General features: G+C 70.8%; 16 protein-coding genes. 4 read left to right on the top strand and 12 right to left on the bottom strand.

All coding sequences use genetic code 11. The features are described from left to right. Window positions 1–125 precede the first annotated feature (125 nt). The 4 genes from GNT64_RS15205 to GNT64_RS15220 are packed head-to-tail and all read right to left on the bottom strand — an operon-like array spanning window position 126 to window position 2,750. Window positions 126–422: a lipoyl domain-containing protein gene (locus GNT64_RS15205; RefSeq protein ID WP_156680295.1), complete on the bottom strand. Its 297-nt coding sequence runs from the start codon at window positions 420–422 to the stop codon at window positions 126–128. Beyond that, window positions 419–1,057 (bottom strand): hypothetical protein, encoded by a 639-nt coding sequence (locus GNT64_RS15210; RefSeq protein ID WP_156680296.1) that lies wholly within the window; start codon window positions 1,055–1,057, stop codon window positions 419–421. Before GNT64_RS15210 ends, GNT64_RS15205 begins: the two co-directional genes overlap by 4 nt. After that, window positions 1,054–1,968, bottom strand: a complete 915-nt coding sequence (locus GNT64_RS15215) for a glycosyltransferase family 2 protein (RefSeq protein ID WP_197277013.1) — start codon at window positions 1,966–1,968, stop codon at window positions 1,054–1,056. The genes GNT64_RS15210 and GNT64_RS15215 overlap by 4 nt, the downstream gene beginning before the upstream one ends. After that, on the bottom strand, window positions 1,959–2,750 hold the full coding sequence (locus GNT64_RS15220; protein WP_156680298.1) for an SGNH/GDSL hydrolase family protein: 792 nt from the start codon (window positions 2,748–2,750) through the stop codon (window positions 1,959–1,961). Before GNT64_RS15220 ends, GNT64_RS15215 begins: the two co-directional genes overlap by 10 nt. Before the next feature lie 26 nt (window positions 2,751–2,776). Between GNT64_RS15220 and GNT64_RS15225 the strand changes: the two genes are divergently transcribed. Beyond that, complete coding sequence (locus tag GNT64_RS15225; protein WP_156680299.1) at window positions 2,777–3,568, top strand: glycosyltransferase; 792 nt, start codon at window positions 2,777–2,779, stop codon at window positions 3,566–3,568. Here the strand turns inward: GNT64_RS15225 and GNT64_RS15230 are convergent. From GNT64_RS15230 to GNT64_RS15260, 7 genes are all read right to left on the bottom strand, one after another. Then, window positions 3,540–4,670 (bottom strand): transglutaminase-like domain-containing protein, encoded by a 1,131-nt coding sequence (locus tag GNT64_RS15230; RefSeq protein ID WP_231639561.1) that lies wholly within the window; start codon window positions 4,668–4,670, stop codon window positions 3,540–3,542. The two genes, GNT64_RS15225 and GNT64_RS15230, sit on opposite strands and share 29 nt — an antisense overlap. A gap of 103 nt (window positions 4,671–4,773) precedes the next feature. Further along, window positions 4,774–5,775, bottom strand: coding sequence for a DUF481 domain-containing protein (locus tag GNT64_RS15235; RefSeq protein ID WP_156680301.1), 1,002 nt, complete (start codon window positions 5,773–5,775; stop codon window positions 4,774–4,776). A 112-nt stretch (window positions 5,776–5,887) separates the two neighbouring features. Further along, window positions 5,888–6,211 carry a polyhydroxyalkanoic acid system family protein gene (locus GNT64_RS15240; RefSeq protein ID WP_156680302.1) on the bottom strand — a complete coding sequence of 108 codons (324 nt, stop codon included), beginning with the start codon at window positions 6,209–6,211 and terminating at the stop codon, window positions 5,888–5,890. Between the two features lie 24 nt (window positions 6,212–6,235). Continuing rightward, window positions 6,236–6,919 (bottom strand): ligase-associated DNA damage response endonuclease PdeM, encoded by a 684-nt coding sequence (gene pdeM / locus GNT64_RS15245; RefSeq protein ID WP_156680303.1) that lies wholly within the window; start codon window positions 6,917–6,919, stop codon window positions 6,236–6,238. Window positions 6,920–6,976: 57 nt separating this feature from the next. Continuing rightward, window positions 6,977–7,354: a hypothetical protein gene (locus tag GNT64_RS15250; protein WP_156680304.1), complete on the bottom strand. Its 378-nt coding sequence runs from the start codon at window positions 7,352–7,354 to the stop codon at window positions 6,977–6,979. 87 nt (window positions 7,355–7,441) lie between these two features. After that, on the bottom strand, window positions 7,442–9,889 hold the full coding sequence (locus GNT64_RS15255) for a ligase-associated DNA damage response DEXH box helicase (protein WP_156680305.1): 2,448 nt from the start codon (window positions 9,887–9,889) through the stop codon (window positions 7,442–7,444). Further along, window positions 9,849–10,025: a hypothetical protein gene (locus GNT64_RS15260; RefSeq protein ID WP_156680306.1), complete on the bottom strand. Its 177-nt coding sequence runs from the start codon at window positions 10,023–10,025 to the stop codon at window positions 9,849–9,851. Before GNT64_RS15260 ends, GNT64_RS15255 begins: the two co-directional genes overlap by 41 nt. A 100-nt stretch (window positions 10,026–10,125) precedes the next feature. On the opposite strand from GNT64_RS15260, the gene GNT64_RS15265 reads away from it, so the two are divergent. The 3 genes from GNT64_RS15265 to GNT64_RS15270 all read left to right on the top strand — a co-directional run bounded on the left by GNT64_RS15265 (window position 10,126) and on the right by GNT64_RS15270 (window position 12,053). Then, a complete protein-coding gene (locus tag GNT64_RS15265) occupies window positions 10,126–11,124 on the top strand; it encodes a ligase-associated DNA damage response exonuclease (RefSeq protein WP_156680307.1) in 999 nt (332 codons plus the stop codon). 78 nt (window positions 11,125–11,202) lie between these two features. Beyond that, window positions 11,203–11,373 carry a hypothetical protein gene (locus tag GNT64_RS21565; RefSeq protein WP_197277015.1) on the top strand — a complete coding sequence of 57 codons (171 nt, stop codon included), beginning with the start codon at window positions 11,203–11,205 and terminating at the stop codon, window positions 11,371–11,373. Continuing rightward, window positions 11,370–12,053: a Fic family protein gene (locus tag GNT64_RS15270; protein WP_156680308.1), complete on the top strand. Its 684-nt coding sequence runs from the start codon at window positions 11,370–11,372 to the stop codon at window positions 12,051–12,053. The genes GNT64_RS21565 and GNT64_RS15270 overlap by 4 nt, the downstream gene beginning before the upstream one ends. Before the next feature lie 37 nt (window positions 12,054–12,090). Here GNT64_RS15270 and pgmG read toward each other — a convergent pair whose 3' ends face one another. Further along, window positions 12,091–13,473: a phosphoglucomutase/phosphomannomutase PgmG gene (pgmG, locus tag GNT64_RS15275; protein WP_156681673.1), complete on the bottom strand. Its 1,383-nt coding sequence runs from the start codon at window positions 13,471–13,473 to the stop codon at window positions 12,091–12,093. Between the last annotated feature and the right edge of the window lie 11 nt (window positions 13,474–13,484).

Below are 13,484 nucleotides of genomic sequence, written 5' to 3' on the forward strand. Positions count from 1 at the left end.
CGCTCATTTTGAGGAGGGGCTGAGCGGCGGCGGAGACCCGTCTCGACAATCTCGATGGCTCCTCGGGATAAGCGCTTTGCCTAAGGCAAGTGCAACTGGCTTGATCCGCTCAATGTCGATCCGGCCTAGCCGATCCGGAAGTCCGCCGGCAGCATCGCGCCGTCGCCGTCCAGCGGCTCGTCGGCCGCGTCGCTCAGCAGCGCCAGGCCGCCGCCCAGCGGGCACCACTCGCCCTCGGCGCAGTCGATCCGGCGGATCACGCCGGCCTGCTCGGCGCGCACCTCGATCAGCGCCTTGTGGGTCTCCAGCTCGACGATCATCGCGCCCGGCGCCACCGCCGTGCCCGCCGCGCCGTGCCATTCCAGCACGCGCACCGATGTCACGTCCTCCAGCGTATCGGGCACGGCGAGGCGGTAGATCATCGCCCTCCTCTCGCGCCGGCCGCCTTCGCGCGCAAGCGGCGATCGACGATGCCGGCGATCGCGTGGAGGTCGCCATGCCGCGCCAGCGCCCGCTCCTGCCGGTCGGCCGGCACCATCGCGTCCAGCCCGCCGGCGAGCAGGGCCGAGACGATCACGTGCGCCGCCACCTCGTCCGCCGCCGGCCCGCCGAGCCGATAGTCGGTCTGCAAGCGCGCCGCGCCGAACAGCGAGAGCACGCGATCCACGTCGATCACCGCCAGCCCCAGCGCGTGCGAGAGCTCGACGGCGCGCAGGTTCAGCGCGCGGATACGCGGCATCAGCGCCGGCCGCGCGGCGCGATCGGCGACGACGCGCAGCAGCGTGCAGAGCAGCACGGCCGCCCCGGCCTCCGTTAGTCGCGCCAGCCCGGCGGCCAGCGCCGCCGCATCCTCGCCGCCGTCCAGCGCCGCCCGCATCGTCGCGATCACGATCGAGGGTGGGGGCGTCGGCGGCGCCTCGTCGCCCACCGCCCGCAGCGTCACGGGCCAGGGCGGCTCGCCGGGGTCGGCCAGCGCCTCGCCCAGCTGCTCGGCCGCGGCGATCAGCAGCGGCCGGTCGGCGGCCGCGATGCGGATGCCCAGCAGCAGCGGCGTCACGCGCGGTCCGCCAGATCGGCCAGCGATGCGGGGCCGGTGCCGTCCGCCAGCCCGCGCCAGAACGCCATGAGCGGCGCCAGCGGGGCCGCCGGGTGGCGCCGGCGGAACGCCGCCTCCCAGCCACGCTCCACCAGCGGATCGCGCCAGCCGCTGCGATGCGTCATGTGGTAGGTCCGCGCGCCCTCCGCCGGCAGCAGGCGCAGGCCGCGCTGCATCAGCCGCAGCGCCAGCTCGCGATGCTCGTTGATGTCCAGCGCGGGATCGAAGCCGCCCGCCGCGAGGAAGTCGCCGCGGGGCACGGAGAAGTTGCTGCCGCTCGCCGCCGCCCACAGCAGCGGGCAGTCCGGCGTGTGGCGCAGCGCCGCCAGCTCCGCCTCGTGCAGCCGGCGCGGCGCGGCGCCGGGATAGATGCCGGGCGCCGCGCGCCGCGCGATCGCGGCGAAATCATGCCGCACCTGCGCCTCCGTCACCCCCATCCGCGCCACCTCCTCGGCCGGCATGGCGGCGATGCGGCCGACCTGATCGGGCCACGGCACCAGCCGTTCGGGATCGGCCAGGAAGCGCGTGCAGCGCAGGTGCCACGTCTCGCCGCGCGCCATCGCCGCCGGCCGGCCGGCGTGCGCCGCCCGATGCGCCCCGGCCAGGCCCGGCCCCGCCAGCGTATCGCCATCCAGGAACAGCAGCACGTCGCCGCGCGCCGCCGCCGCCCCCGCATTCGCCGCCGCCGACCGGCCCAGCGCCGCCGCGTGGCGCACCGATCGCACGCCCGCCGCCGCGATCACCGCGGCCGTCGCGTCGACGGACCCGTCGTCCACCACCACCACCTCGTCCGCCTGCCCCGCCAGCGAGGCGAGCGTCAGCCGCAGCCGCGGCGCCTCGTCGCGCGAGCGGACGACGACGCTCAGCCGCAAGCCGCATCCCCCAGGCAGCCGAGATCGTCCAGCACGCGCACCACCTCCTCGGCCACCAGCCGGCAGCCCTCCGCTGTCAGGTGCAGCGGATCGAGCGTCATCCGCCCCGCGCCCTCCCGCGCCACGATCGCATCGACGTCCACGATCGATAGGCCGGTGTCGCGCGAAAGATCGATCAGGCCAAGGTTGAACCGGCGGATGCGCGTCGCCAGGGTCTCGGCCAAGCCGGAATGATCGTGGATCCACTCGCCCGCCACCGCCGCCGGCACGGTGTAGACCAAGATGGGCGCCGCCGACATGCGCCGCAGCCGCGCCACCACCGCCGCCAGATGCCACATCGCCTGCTCGGCCGACAGCGGATCCTCGGCGATGAAATGCTCCGCCAGCCAGCGCCGCCGCTCCGCCGGCCAACGCTCGTAGCCGTCGGGATAAAAGAGGTAGCCATCGGCGCGGTGCCGCGCGAGGACCGTCATCAGATCGGGCTGGAGCGACAGGATCACGGCATCGTGCGCGGCATCGAACAAAGCGGCGGAGAACTGGCTGGACAGCGGATAGGCGGATGGCGGCAGGTCCACCGCCGCCAGCGCCGCCGGCACCGCGCCGTCCGCTGCCCGCAGCGCGTCCGATCGCGTCGCCGTCTCGTGCCGCACATGGGCGCTGATGCCGCGTGGGCGCAGCAGCTGGTTGATCCCGTTCCAGCGCAGCACGCCATCCTCGCGGCAGGCCACCAGCGTGTCGCGCAGGTCCAGATTGCCCTTGGCGAACAGCCTCAGCCGGCGCATCGGCAGCACCTCCCCCGGATCGCCCGATGAGCCAGCCGACCGTCACCTGCCTCACCGTCACCCGCGCCACGGCGGAGCGGCTGCCGCGCCTGCGCGCCAGCATCGCCGCGTTCGACCGGCAGAGCTGGCCGCTGCGCCGGCTGGTGATCGTGGTGGATGGCGCCGCAGGCGGCGATGCGGCGGCGGTGCGGGCGATGATCGCCGGGCGCGCCGACGCCACCCTGCTGCTGCCGCCGGCCGGACTGCCGCTGGGCGCGCTGCGCAACCTCGCCTGGGACGCGGCGACCGGCGACCACGTCTGCCAGTGGGACGATGACGACCTGCACCACCCCGGTCGCATCGCCGCGCAGCTGGTCGCGCTCGGCGATGCCGACGCCGTCGCCCTGGCGGAGGTGCTGCACCTGTTCGAGGACGAGGCGAGCCTCTACTGGACGCAGTGGGCGGCGACGCCGGTCGGCGCCCATCCCGGCACCCTGCTGTGCCGCCGCACCGCCGCTGTGCGCTATCCCGAGAGCGGCGCGGCGTCGCATATCGGCGAGGACACCGCCGTCGCGCTGGTGCTGCGCGCGCGCGGGGCGCTCGCCACGCTCGCCGGCGCGCCGCATCTCTATGTCTATGTCGCGCACGGCGCGAATGTCAGCGCGATGGCCCATCACCGGATGCTCGCCCAGACGCTCGGCCTTTCGCAAGGGCTGATGCGCCGGCGCGAGCGGGCGATCCGCGCGATGCTGGCGGATACGGATCTCGGCCCCGGACCGATCGTGGCGCGCGGGCCGAACGGCGCGGCCTTCACGCTGGCGCCCGATCCGGCGCGGTGACGCTGATGCGGTCGCGATAGATCGAATCGCCGTCGAGCCCGCAATGATCGATCTCCACGCCGCCGTCCGCCACCGCCCGCGCGATGCGGTGATGCGCGGCCGGCAGGGCGAGGCTCATCGGCCCGGTGAAGATGTCCGGCAGCACCTCCGTCCGCAGCCGGTGGTCGACGGTGCCGGCGAAGATGTCGCGCCAGCCGGCATCGCTGCCGCCGGCGGAGAGATCCCACGCCAGCAGGTCGAACGGCCGCCACCCGTCCAGCCAGACCTCGCACCACATATGCCGGCTTGGGCGCGACCAGAGCAGATAGCCGCCCACCAGCCGCGCCGGCACGCCCCGCGCGCGGCACAGGGCGACGAGCAGGGCCGCGCCGAGCTGGCAATCGTACCAGCCGCAGGCGAGGACATGGTCGGTCGCGGGGCCGGCGATCGCTTCATAGGCCAGGATGCCGCAGGCGAAGCGATCGATCAGATGCGCGCGGAACGCCGCGACCGCCGCACGATCGTCGGCGATCGTGCCGGCCAGCGCCGCCGCCAGCGCTCGGACCGGCGGCGTCACCTGCACCAGCCCCTCAACGGGGGCGAGCCAGCGGGCGCGATCCTGCGCGGAGAGCGGGGTGGCGTCGATCGCCGCCGGATCGCTGGCTATATCCGCCGTCCAGCCGGCCTCCAGCCAAGGTGGCGCACCGCCCGCCGGGCGCAGCTCGATCCGCCCCGGCGCCTGCGTCACCGTGCAGCCCGGCGCCGATAGGGCGAGGATCATGTCCGCCGCGATCGGGCGGGGCAGGCGCAGCCGCACGCCGGCGCGGCCGGCCAGCGGCGACAGCGCGAACCGGCGCGTGAAGCGTATGCGGAACCGCCGGGGCGTGGATGCGGGCCAGCCGGCCAGCGCCCGGCCGGTCGCGACGAAGCGGTCGCGCCACGCCGGCTCCCGCCCAGCCAGCCCCTCGGCAATCACCCGGTTGACCGTCTCGGCCGGATCGAACCGGGGCCCGTCCGCCGCCTGCGCGAAGGGCAGGCCGCGAGAAGCCAGCCGATCCAGCAGCGCCGCCGGCGCGCCGCCGCCAAGGTCCGCCTTCAGCCCCCAGCCGTACAGCGCCAGCATCTCCGCCACGCGGGCGGCCGGGATCGTGCGGCGGCGGGGATCGCCGGGTGGTGGTGGCGCCCTGCTCAGCGGCCGCCCTTCGGCATCGGCGGGGCCCGGCGGCTCAGAAACCGTAGACCAGGGTGGCGCGGGTGATCGTGTCGGTGCTCTGGTTCGATGCCAGCGCACCCCGCTCGTAGGTGACATTATAGGAGAGCCGCGCCTTCAGCGTGCCGATCAGCTTGGTGTCGATCGCGCTGGTGGCGGTGGCGTTGTGATTGCCCTCCTCCACATAGGCGGCGGCATCCTGGGTGAAGTTCAGGGTCGGCAGGATCGCCCAGCGCACGCCGAGAGAGGCGCGCCCAGCCAGCCGCGTCACCGCACCCTGCTCGACGAAGTCGGTGTGGCGCACCGCCGGTCCACCCTCGAAATCCACCTTCAGGGTCGGGGTGGAGATCACGCGGTAGCCGATGCCGCCGCCGCCGGTGTAGCGATCGGTGTAGCCGAGGAAGCGGTCATGCTCGTACTGGACGAGGCCGTAGGCGTAGAGCCGATCGTCCACCTTGTAGTTCGGCTGCCAGGCGGCGATGCCCCGCTCCGTCACCGTCTCCCCGTTGGTGCGCTGATAGTCCGCCCGCGCGGTAAGGGTGTTGCGCCAGCGCAGCCCCTCGCGGGAGAGCTTCAGCGATCCGTAGAGGCCGAAGCCGGTGGTGTTGCCGGTCAGCCGCGATCCGCCGGCTTCCACCTCGCCCTTCCACAGATCGAGGAAGGCGGCGTTGGCCAGCGCATCCGCCCGCTGGCGCGCGGCGATCGCCTTCTTCTCGGCCACCTTGGCGGCGAACTCGGCGTCCAGCGCGTCGATCTGCCCCACCGTCTCCGGATTGGTCTGGCGGGCAAAGCGCATGATCGTGGCGACGGCCGCCTCGTCGCCGCTCTCGGTGGCGGCGTCGATCAGCGCACGCACCGAATCGGGCAGCCTGGCCGGCGGTGGCGGCGGCGCGGGCGGCGCCTCGATCAGCGGCACCACGTCGGGCGCGGGCGCGATGACGATGATCTGCTGCGTCGGGGCGGACGGCGCCGGCGGCGTCACCGCGGCATTGGCGATCAGCGCGAGCGCGGGCAGCATCGGGGCCAGCGTCAGTCTCCTGCGAAAAGACGGTGAGGATGGACCGTCCGTCGCTCCGGCGCCACCGCGCGTCGCCGGACTGCACCCGAATCGCGGTCAGAACCGCGCACTCTCAGCCCTCGGGCGGGGCGAGCAGCAGCTTGGCGCCCTTGCGCGAGACGGCGTCGGCGATCGTGCCCGAGAAGAAGGAGAGCATCGGCGGCAGCCGCAGGGTCACGCGGATGGCCGCATCCTGCACGTCCAGCATGGCGGAGACGGACTGGCCGAGCGCCTTCACGTCCACCGCCATGCGGTCCTCCGCCGGCCACGCCGCCTGCACCTCGGCGACGCCGCCCGGTATGTGGCCGGGCAGCTCGCCGATCCGCGCGCCGATGCGCCGCTTCGCCTCCTCCCGGCCCAGGCTGTGGGGAATGTCGATGATCGTCGGGTTGGCCATGAGGGTCTCCGTAGCAAGCGGCGCTCAGGCCGCCAGCGGAAAGCGCAGCATCCGGTCCGCCACGGGCACCAGCGCCTGCGCCGGCCGCCCGGCCGCGCGCACGATCGCCGGGTGGGCCGCGTCGAGCCCGCCGGTCAGCGCGCCGAACGCCGGCAGGATCAGCTTGGTCGCGCTCGTCACGAAGCAGCGCCGGGCGATCCGCCGCCCGCGCAGGGTGACATGCAGCTTCGGGTGGAAGTGGCCGGAGAGTTCGGGCCGCGCATCGCCGGGATCGGCCTCGTGCCGCAGCACCAGCCCGTCCACCGTCGCCTCCTCCACGATCTCGCCGCCGCAATGATCGGCGAGCCGCGTCTCGGGCGCGGTGAGGCCGGCATCGTGGTTGCCGGTGATCCACGTCCAGCGCGTGCCCGCGGTCAGGTCGCACAGCAGCGCCTGCGCGCGCGCAGGCAACCGCTCGCACCCGTCGCGATCGTGGAAGCTGTCGCCCAGGCACCAGACCTCGCGCGCGCCGCACGCGGCGACCAGCGCCGTCAAATCGCTAAGCGTCGCGATGGAATCATAGGGGGGCAGCATCTGGCCGAAGCGGGCGTACCAACTCGCTTTTTCGAAATGCAGGTCTGCCACCAGCAGGGCACGGCGCGATGGCCAGAACAACGCGCCCTGGCCAATCGCCATCAGCTCGACACCACAGAACGAAAAGCGAACCATCCCCGCGCTATGCCGCGCCGGCGCCCGCTTATCAATGCCGCGATATCGTCGGCCGGTTCAGTCCTGCTGCTGGGTGCCGTGCAGCCCGGCGACGCGCGACGGGCCGCGACGCAGACGCTGGCGGTTCTCGAAGCTGGCGATCATCTCGGCGCGATTGTCGCGATCGAATTGGTCAAACTTCTGGTTCGCCACGGCCGGGGAAGCACCGGCGACGCCCTGCCCGATCATCGAGGCGACCGCCATGCGGCGATAGGTCGCCGTCTCCTCCTGGCACACGCGCTGCGCGCCGTCGGCGAAGCTGGCACTATCCACCTGACGGGTGACGGCTACCTCCACCTCGGTCGAGAGGCAGCGCATATATTCGGTTTGCGCACGGTCCGCGCCGCTGCCGAGCGACGCTGCAGCGAAGACGATCGTAAGAAGCGGGCCGGCCATGTCGCGATCCTTTCGCTGCGTGCCGTGATTAGCTGAAGACTCCCTACCAAGGGCTAAAGTTCCGCAGGATGAACGGTTGCCGCCCTGTCAATCCTCTTTCATCGCTTCCGCCGCCAGGGCTTCCGCCTCGATCAGCAGCGCATCCTCGGCCCCGCCATGCGTCACCCGCTCGCGCCCGATCAGCACCAGCACCGGCACCGCCAGCGGCGATACGCGCGGCAGATCGACGTGGATCATCGTGCCCGCCGCGCGATCCAGCAGGCCCGCGAGGCGACCGACATCCGTCATCCTGGCGCGCGCATCGTCCCACGCGGCGCGCAGCAGCAGATGGTCGGGCTCGTAGCGGCGCAGCACGTCGTAGATCAGGTCGGTCGAGAACGTCACCTGCTTGCCCGTCTTGCGCTTGCCGGGATGCTGCCGCTCGACGAGGCCGCCGATCACCGCCACCTCGCGGAAGGCGCGCTTCAGCAGGTTCGATCCCTGCACCCACTCGACGAACTCGTCCTCCAATATGTCGTTCGAGAACAAGGAGGCCGGATCGGTGACGGGCTTCAGCGAGAAGGTGGCGACGGCATAGTCGCTGGCGACGAAGCCGATCGGCTGCAGCCCCTGCGTCTCCATCCGCCGCGTGACGAGCATGCCGAGCGACTGCTGCGCGTTCCACCCCTCGAAGCTGTACGCGACCATATAATGCCGCCCTTCGCGCGGGAACGTCTCCACGAGCAGCTGGCCGGGCTTCGGCAGCACCGACCGGCGATCCTGCATCTCCAGCCACTCGCGCACGTCGTCCGGAAAGCGCGGCCACTGCGCGCGATCGTGCAGGAACATCCGCACCCGATCGGCCAGGCTGGTGGAAAGCGGCATGCGCGATCCGCCATAGGTGGGGATGCGCGCCGGCTTGGTGGAGGCGCGGACGATCAGGTCTTCCGTGTCGATCTTCTCCACCTCGCAGGTGATGCCGGCGAAGAAGAAGGTGTCGCCGGTGGAGAGCGAGGCGGCGAACCCCTCCTCCACCTTGCCCAGGGTGCGGCCGTTGCGGAAGCGCACGTTCAGCATCGTCGCCTCCACGATGATGCCGGCGTTCAGCCGGTGCTGCGCCACGAAGCGCGGGTGGCTGACCCGCCACAGCCCGTCCGGCCCGTGCGTCAGCCGCTTGAAGCGATCATAGGCCTTCAGCGCGTAGCCGCCCGATTCGATGAACCCCAGCACCGATCCGAATATCTCGTCGGACAGCGCCGCATAGGGTGCGCTCGTGCGGATCTCGGCCAGCAGATCCTCGGCGCGGAACGGCCCGGCGCAGGCCACCGCCATGATGTGCTGGGCCAGCACGTCCAGCGCGCCGGGGCGGAAGATGTCGGGGTCCAGCTCGCCCGCCTCCACCGCGTCCAGCGCGGCCCGCGCCTCCAGATATTCGAAGCGGTTGCCGGGCACCAGCAGCGCCCGGCTCGCCTCGTCCAGCCGGTGGTTGGCCCGCCCGATGCGCTGAAGCAGCCGCGACGATCCCTTCGGCGCGCCCATCTGGATGACAAGATCGACATCGCCCCAGTCCACCCCCAGGTCCAGGCTGGCGGTGGCGACCACCGCGCGCAGCCGCCCGCCCGCCATCGCCTCCTCCACCTTGCGCCGCGCCTCGCGGCTCAGCGATCCGTGGTGGATGCCGATCGGCAGCTGGGCGTCATTCTCCCGCCACAGATCCTGGAAGATCAGCTCGGCCAGGCTGCGCGTGTTGCAGAAGACGAGCGTGGTGCGATGGCCCTCGATCTCGCGCATCACCTGCGGCGCGGCGTAGCGGCCGGAATGGCCGGACCATGGCACCCGTCCCTGCGGCAGCACGATCGCGATCTCGGCCGTGGCCCCCGCCTCCCCCTCCACCAGCGCCACCGCGTCGATGTCGCCATCGCCGGAGAGCCAGCCGCGATAGCCGTCCACGTCCGCCACCGTGGCCGAGAGGGCGACGCGGCGCATGTGCGGCGCCAGGGTGGCGAGCCTGGCGAGGCACAGGCTCAGCAGGTCGCCGCGCTTGCCGGTGGCGAAGGCGTGCACCTCGTCCACCACGATCGTGCGCAGCCCGGCGAACAATGTGGCGGCATCCGGATAGGAGAGCAGCAGGCTCAGCGATTCCGGCGTGGTGAGCAGCACGTGCGGCGGCTTCAAACGCTGCCGCGCCTTGCGGTCGGACGGCGTGTCGCCGGTGCGGGTCTCCACCCGGATATCCAGCCCCATCTCGGCGATCGGGGTCAGCAGGTTGCGCTGCACGTCGATCGCCAACGCCTTCAGCGGCGATACGTAGAGCGTATGCAGCCCCTCGCCGGGCCGCTCGATCAGGTCGACGAGGGTGGGAAGGAAGCCGGCGAGCGTCTTGCCGGCCCCGGTGGGCGCCACGAGTAGCGCGTCGCGCCCGCTCCGCCCGGCCGCCAGCATCTCCAGCTGGTGGCGGCGCGGGGCCCAGCCCTTTGCCGCGAACCAGCCGGCGAGCGCCGGCGGCAGCGCGCCGTCAGTGGCGCTGGCCGGAATCGGGTCCGTCCGGCGCCTCATATTGCCGGCGGGTGGCCTCTTCCGTCCGCTCCACCTGCGCGCGCGTGCGCCTGCGGTTCGTCACCAGCGCATAGATCAGCACCGCCGCCAGCAGGATCGGTCCGACGATAGTGATGAGGCTCCACAAACCTTCCATAATCCGGCTCCTCGCTGCTTGCCATGGCGGCTGAACGCAAGGCGGGCGCCAAGCGATCCGCCGGGTGGAACTTAGCGGCCACGCCGACCATATCATCGCCATGCAGCGCCTCGGCTCCTGGATCGAACCCCATCCCGAGGGCATCTACGTGCCCGCCGCCGACGCCTGGATCGATCCGTCCAGCCCCAAGGCCCGCGCGCTCGTCACCCACGGCCATGCCGATCATGCGCGCGGCGGCCACGGCAGCGTGCTGGCGACGCCCGGCACGCTGGCGATCATGGAGACGCGCTACGGCCCGCAGAACGGCCAGGCGATCGGCTATGGCGAGACGCTCGCGCTCGGCGACGTCTCGGTGCGCTTCGTGCCGGCCGGCCATGTGCTCGGCTCGGCCCAGATCGTGCTGGAGCGGGGGGCGGAACGGATCGTCGTCTCCGGCGACTATAAGCGCCGCCCCGATCCCACCTGCGATCCGTTCGAGCCGGTGCCGTGCGACATCTTCGTCACCGAGGCGACGTTCGGCCTGCCCGTGTTCCGCCACCCGGATACCGGCGCCGAGATCGACCGGCTGCTGGCCGCGCTCCACGCCAATCCCGATCGCTGCGTGCTGGTCGGCGCCTATGCGCTCGGCAAGGCGCAGCGCGTGATCGCGGAGCTGCGCGGGCGCGGCCACCACGATCCGATCCACATTCACGGCGCGATGGAGCGGCTGTGCGACCTCTATGTCGATCACGGCGTCGAGCTGGGCGAGCTGCGCCCGGCCACCGGGCTGAAGGCGGCGGAGCTGCGCGGCCGCATCGTGGTGGCGCCGCCCTCCGCGCTGAACGATCGCTGGTCCCGCCGGCTGCCCGATCCGATCACGGCGATGGCCTCCGGCTGGATGCGGGTGCGCCAGCGCGCGCGGCAGAAGAATGTCGAGCTGCCCCTCGTCATCTCCGACCACGCCGACTGGGACGAGCTGACCGACACCCTCACCGAACTGGCACCCAGCGAGGTGTGGGTGACGCACGGCCGCGAAGAGGCGCTGGTCCACTGGTGCATGACCCGCCAGATGCGCGCACGGGCGCTGGACCTGGGGGGACGGGAGGACGAGGATGATTGATCGACGGTCGCGCACGCTCGGACTATCATCGTTTGACGCTGGCCGGAGAGCGATCCAATGGAAAGATGGGAGACGCGTATGACTGACAAATTGAACGACCTGATCAAAAAGGCCGCGAAAATCCGTATGTCGGATGACGATAAGGAAGCACAGCGTCAGAGTTTTGCGTATGGCAACGCTCATATTGAGAATGACCGGGTCACCCGTGACATGATCGAAGCTGCGGCGAAGCGTATCTCGCGCGGATGAGCGAGGAACAACGCCACAGCGAAGCTGAGGAGCCGGCGCTTGTCGCGGATGAGGACGAACGCGCTCGCCTCGAAGCGGAGAACGCAGTCCGTCAGTTTGACCGCGTCTTGGACCTTATAGATGAGGTAGAACGTGACGGGCGGCCATTCCGCCTTAAAGTCTCAACGATCCAAGGCTTGCATCGGCTCGCTCTCGACGGCCTATCGCGATACGCAGGCAATTGGCGACCTGGCGGAGTGACGATCGGTCTAAGTAAGCATCTGCCGCCCGCTCAGCATCTTGTGCCCGGTTTGATGGAGGAACTCTGCGACTGGATCAACGATCGCTGGGAACTTGAAAACGCCCTGACGCTATGCGCGTATTCCATGTGGCGGCTCAATTGGATTCATCCCTTCGACGACGGAAACGGCAGAACTTCTCGAGCAGTGGCGTACTTAGTTCTATGCGCTAAGATGAAGTCCCGTTTGCCAGGAAGGCTAACTATCCCAGAGATCATATCGAACAGTAAGGCCCCATACTACAGCGCACTTGAAAGTATAGATGAGAGCTGCAAGGGTTCGCTTGATCTTTCCCCGCTTTCTGATTTACTTAGCGATTGTTTGGCCAAGCAACTCTCCGATGCATGGGAGGCTGCGACGCACAAAACGACGGAGTCGGATAACTCTCGCAAGTTTCACTAATTAGCGGACAGCTAAGGCTGCGTTTTTACCTGTAGTCTCAGTGCCCCGCCGCCAGCACCGGCGCCACCCCGCTCAGCGCCAGCTGATCGTTGATCGCCGCCATCAGCCGGTCGAGCCCCGCCTGGTCCTTCGCCTCGGCGCGCGCGACCAGCACGTCCTGCGTGTTCGAGGCGCGGAGCAGCCACCAGCCGTCCGGCGTCGTCACCCGTGCGCCGTCGGTGCGGTTCACCTCCGTGCCATCGGCCTCCAAGCGGGCGAGCACCTCGTCCACCACCGCGAATTTGCGGTCCTCGCTCGACTGGAAGCGCAGCTCCGGCGTGTTGACCATCGCGGGCATCGCATCCTTCAGCGCCGTCAGCGATCCGCCGAGCACGCGCACCGCGCGGATCAGGCGGACGGCGGCATATTGGGCGTCGTCGAAGCCGTAATAATCGTGCGCGAAGAAGATGTGGCCGCTCATCTCACCGGCCAGCGGCGCATTCGTCTCCTTCATCTTGGTCTTGATGAGGGAGTGGCCGGTCTTCCACATCAGCGGCGTGCCGCCCAGCTCGGCGATGCGATCGAACAGCGCCTGGCTCGCCTTCACGTCGGCGATGATCGTGGCGCCCGGCTCCGCGCGCAGCACCGGCTCGGCCAGGATGGCCAGCAGCTGGTCGCCCCACACCACCCGCCCCTGCCCGTCCACGGCGCCCAGCCGATCGCCGTCGCCATCGAAGGCAAGGCCGAAATCGAGCCCCTTCTCCACCACCAGCCGCTTCAGGTCGGCGAGGTTCCTCTCCTCGGTCGGGTCGGGATGGTGGTTCGGGAAGGTGCCGTCGATCTCGGTGTAGAGCGTGTGGTGCTCGCCCGGCAGCAGCTTGACGAGCTTCTCGATCACCTCGCCGGCGGCGCCGTTGCCGGCATCCCAGCCGATGCGGAACGCGCCGCCGGCATAGCCCTGCATCAGCCGGTCGACATAGAGGTCGATCACCTCGGCGGACGAGACGGCGCCCTCGCCGTCCTCCCAGTCGCCTTCCTCCGCCATGCGGGCGAGCGACTGGATGTCGGCGCCGAAGAACGGCCGATGCTGGAGGACCATCTTGAAGCCATTATACTCGGCCGGATTGTGGCTGCCGGTGATCTGGATGCCGCCATCCACCTCCAGCGTCGCCTCGGCATGGTAGAGCATCGGCGTGGGGCCGAGGCCGATGCGCACCACGTCCACCCCGCTCCGCGTCAGCCCCTCGATCAGCGCCGCTTCCAGCACCGGCGAGGAGACGCGGCCATCATAGCCCACCGCCACCCGCGTGCCGCCGGCCCGCCGCACATGGGTGGCGAAGCCGCGCCCGATCGCATGCGCATCCGCCGGCCCCAGGCTTTTGCCGACGATGCCGCGAACGTCATATTCGCGCAGCGAGGTCGGATCGAAGCGATGGGACATGTGGGGGGACG

Origin of the sequence: Sphingomonas profundi (genome assembly GCF_009739515.1) — a bacterium.
GTDB lineage: Bacteria > Pseudomonadota > Alphaproteobacteria > Sphingomonadales > Sphingomonadaceae > Alterirhizorhabdus > Alterirhizorhabdus profundi.

What these genes read in the sequence shown, in the direction of transcription:
- GNT64_RS21565 (WP_197277015.1), top strand. Translation starts at nt 11,203, where the DNA reads ATGACTGACAAATTGAACGACCTGATCAAAAAGGCCGCGAAAATCCGT.
- GNT64_RS15230 (WP_231639561.1), bottom strand. Translation starts at nt 4,670, where the DNA reads ATGCTGGCGCTGTACGGCTGGGGGCTGAAGGCGGACCTTGGCGGCGGC.
- GNT64_RS15235 (WP_156680301.1), bottom strand. Translation starts at nt 5,775, where the DNA reads ATGCTGCCCGCGCTCGCGCTGATCGCCAATGCCGCGGTGACGCCGCCG.
- GNT64_RS15265 (WP_156680307.1), top strand. Translation starts at nt 10,126, where the DNA reads ATGCAGCGCCTCGGCTCCTGGATCGAACCCCATCCCGAGGGCATCTAC.
- pgmG (WP_156681673.1), bottom strand. Translation starts at nt 13,473, where the DNA reads ATGTCCCATCGCTTCGATCCGACCTCGCTGCGCGAATATGACGTTCGC.
- GNT64_RS15250 (WP_156680304.1), bottom strand. Translation starts at nt 7,354, where the DNA reads ATGGCCGGCCCGCTTCTTACGATCGTCTTCGCTGCAGCGTCGCTCGGC.
- GNT64_RS15225 (WP_156680299.1), top strand. Translation starts at nt 2,777, where the DNA reads ATGAGCCAGCCGACCGTCACCTGCCTCACCGTCACCCGCGCCACGGCG.
- GNT64_RS15240 (WP_156680302.1), bottom strand. Translation starts at nt 6,211, where the DNA reads ATGGCCAACCCGACGATCATCGACATTCCCCACAGCCTGGGCCGGGAG.
- GNT64_RS15260 (WP_156680306.1), bottom strand. Translation starts at nt 10,025, where the DNA reads ATGGAAGGTTTGTGGAGCCTCATCACTATCGTCGGACCGATCCTGCTG.
- GNT64_RS15205 (WP_156680295.1), bottom strand. Translation starts at nt 422, where the DNA reads ATGATCTACCGCCTCGCCGTGCCCGATACGCTGGAGGACGTGACATCG.
- GNT64_RS15270 (WP_156680308.1), top strand. Translation starts at nt 11,370, where the DNA reads ATGAGCGAGGAACAACGCCACAGCGAAGCTGAGGAGCCGGCGCTTGTC.
- pdeM (WP_156680303.1), bottom strand. Translation starts at nt 6,919, where the DNA reads ATGGTTCGCTTTTCGTTCTGTGGTGTCGAGCTGATGGCGATTGGCCAG.
- GNT64_RS15220 (WP_156680298.1), bottom strand. Translation starts at nt 2,750, where the DNA reads ATGCGCCGGCTGAGGCTGTTCGCCAAGGGCAATCTGGACCTGCGCGAC.
- GNT64_RS15255 (WP_156680305.1), bottom strand. Translation starts at nt 9,889, where the DNA reads ATGAGGCGCCGGACGGACCCGATTCCGGCCAGCGCCACTGACGGCGCG.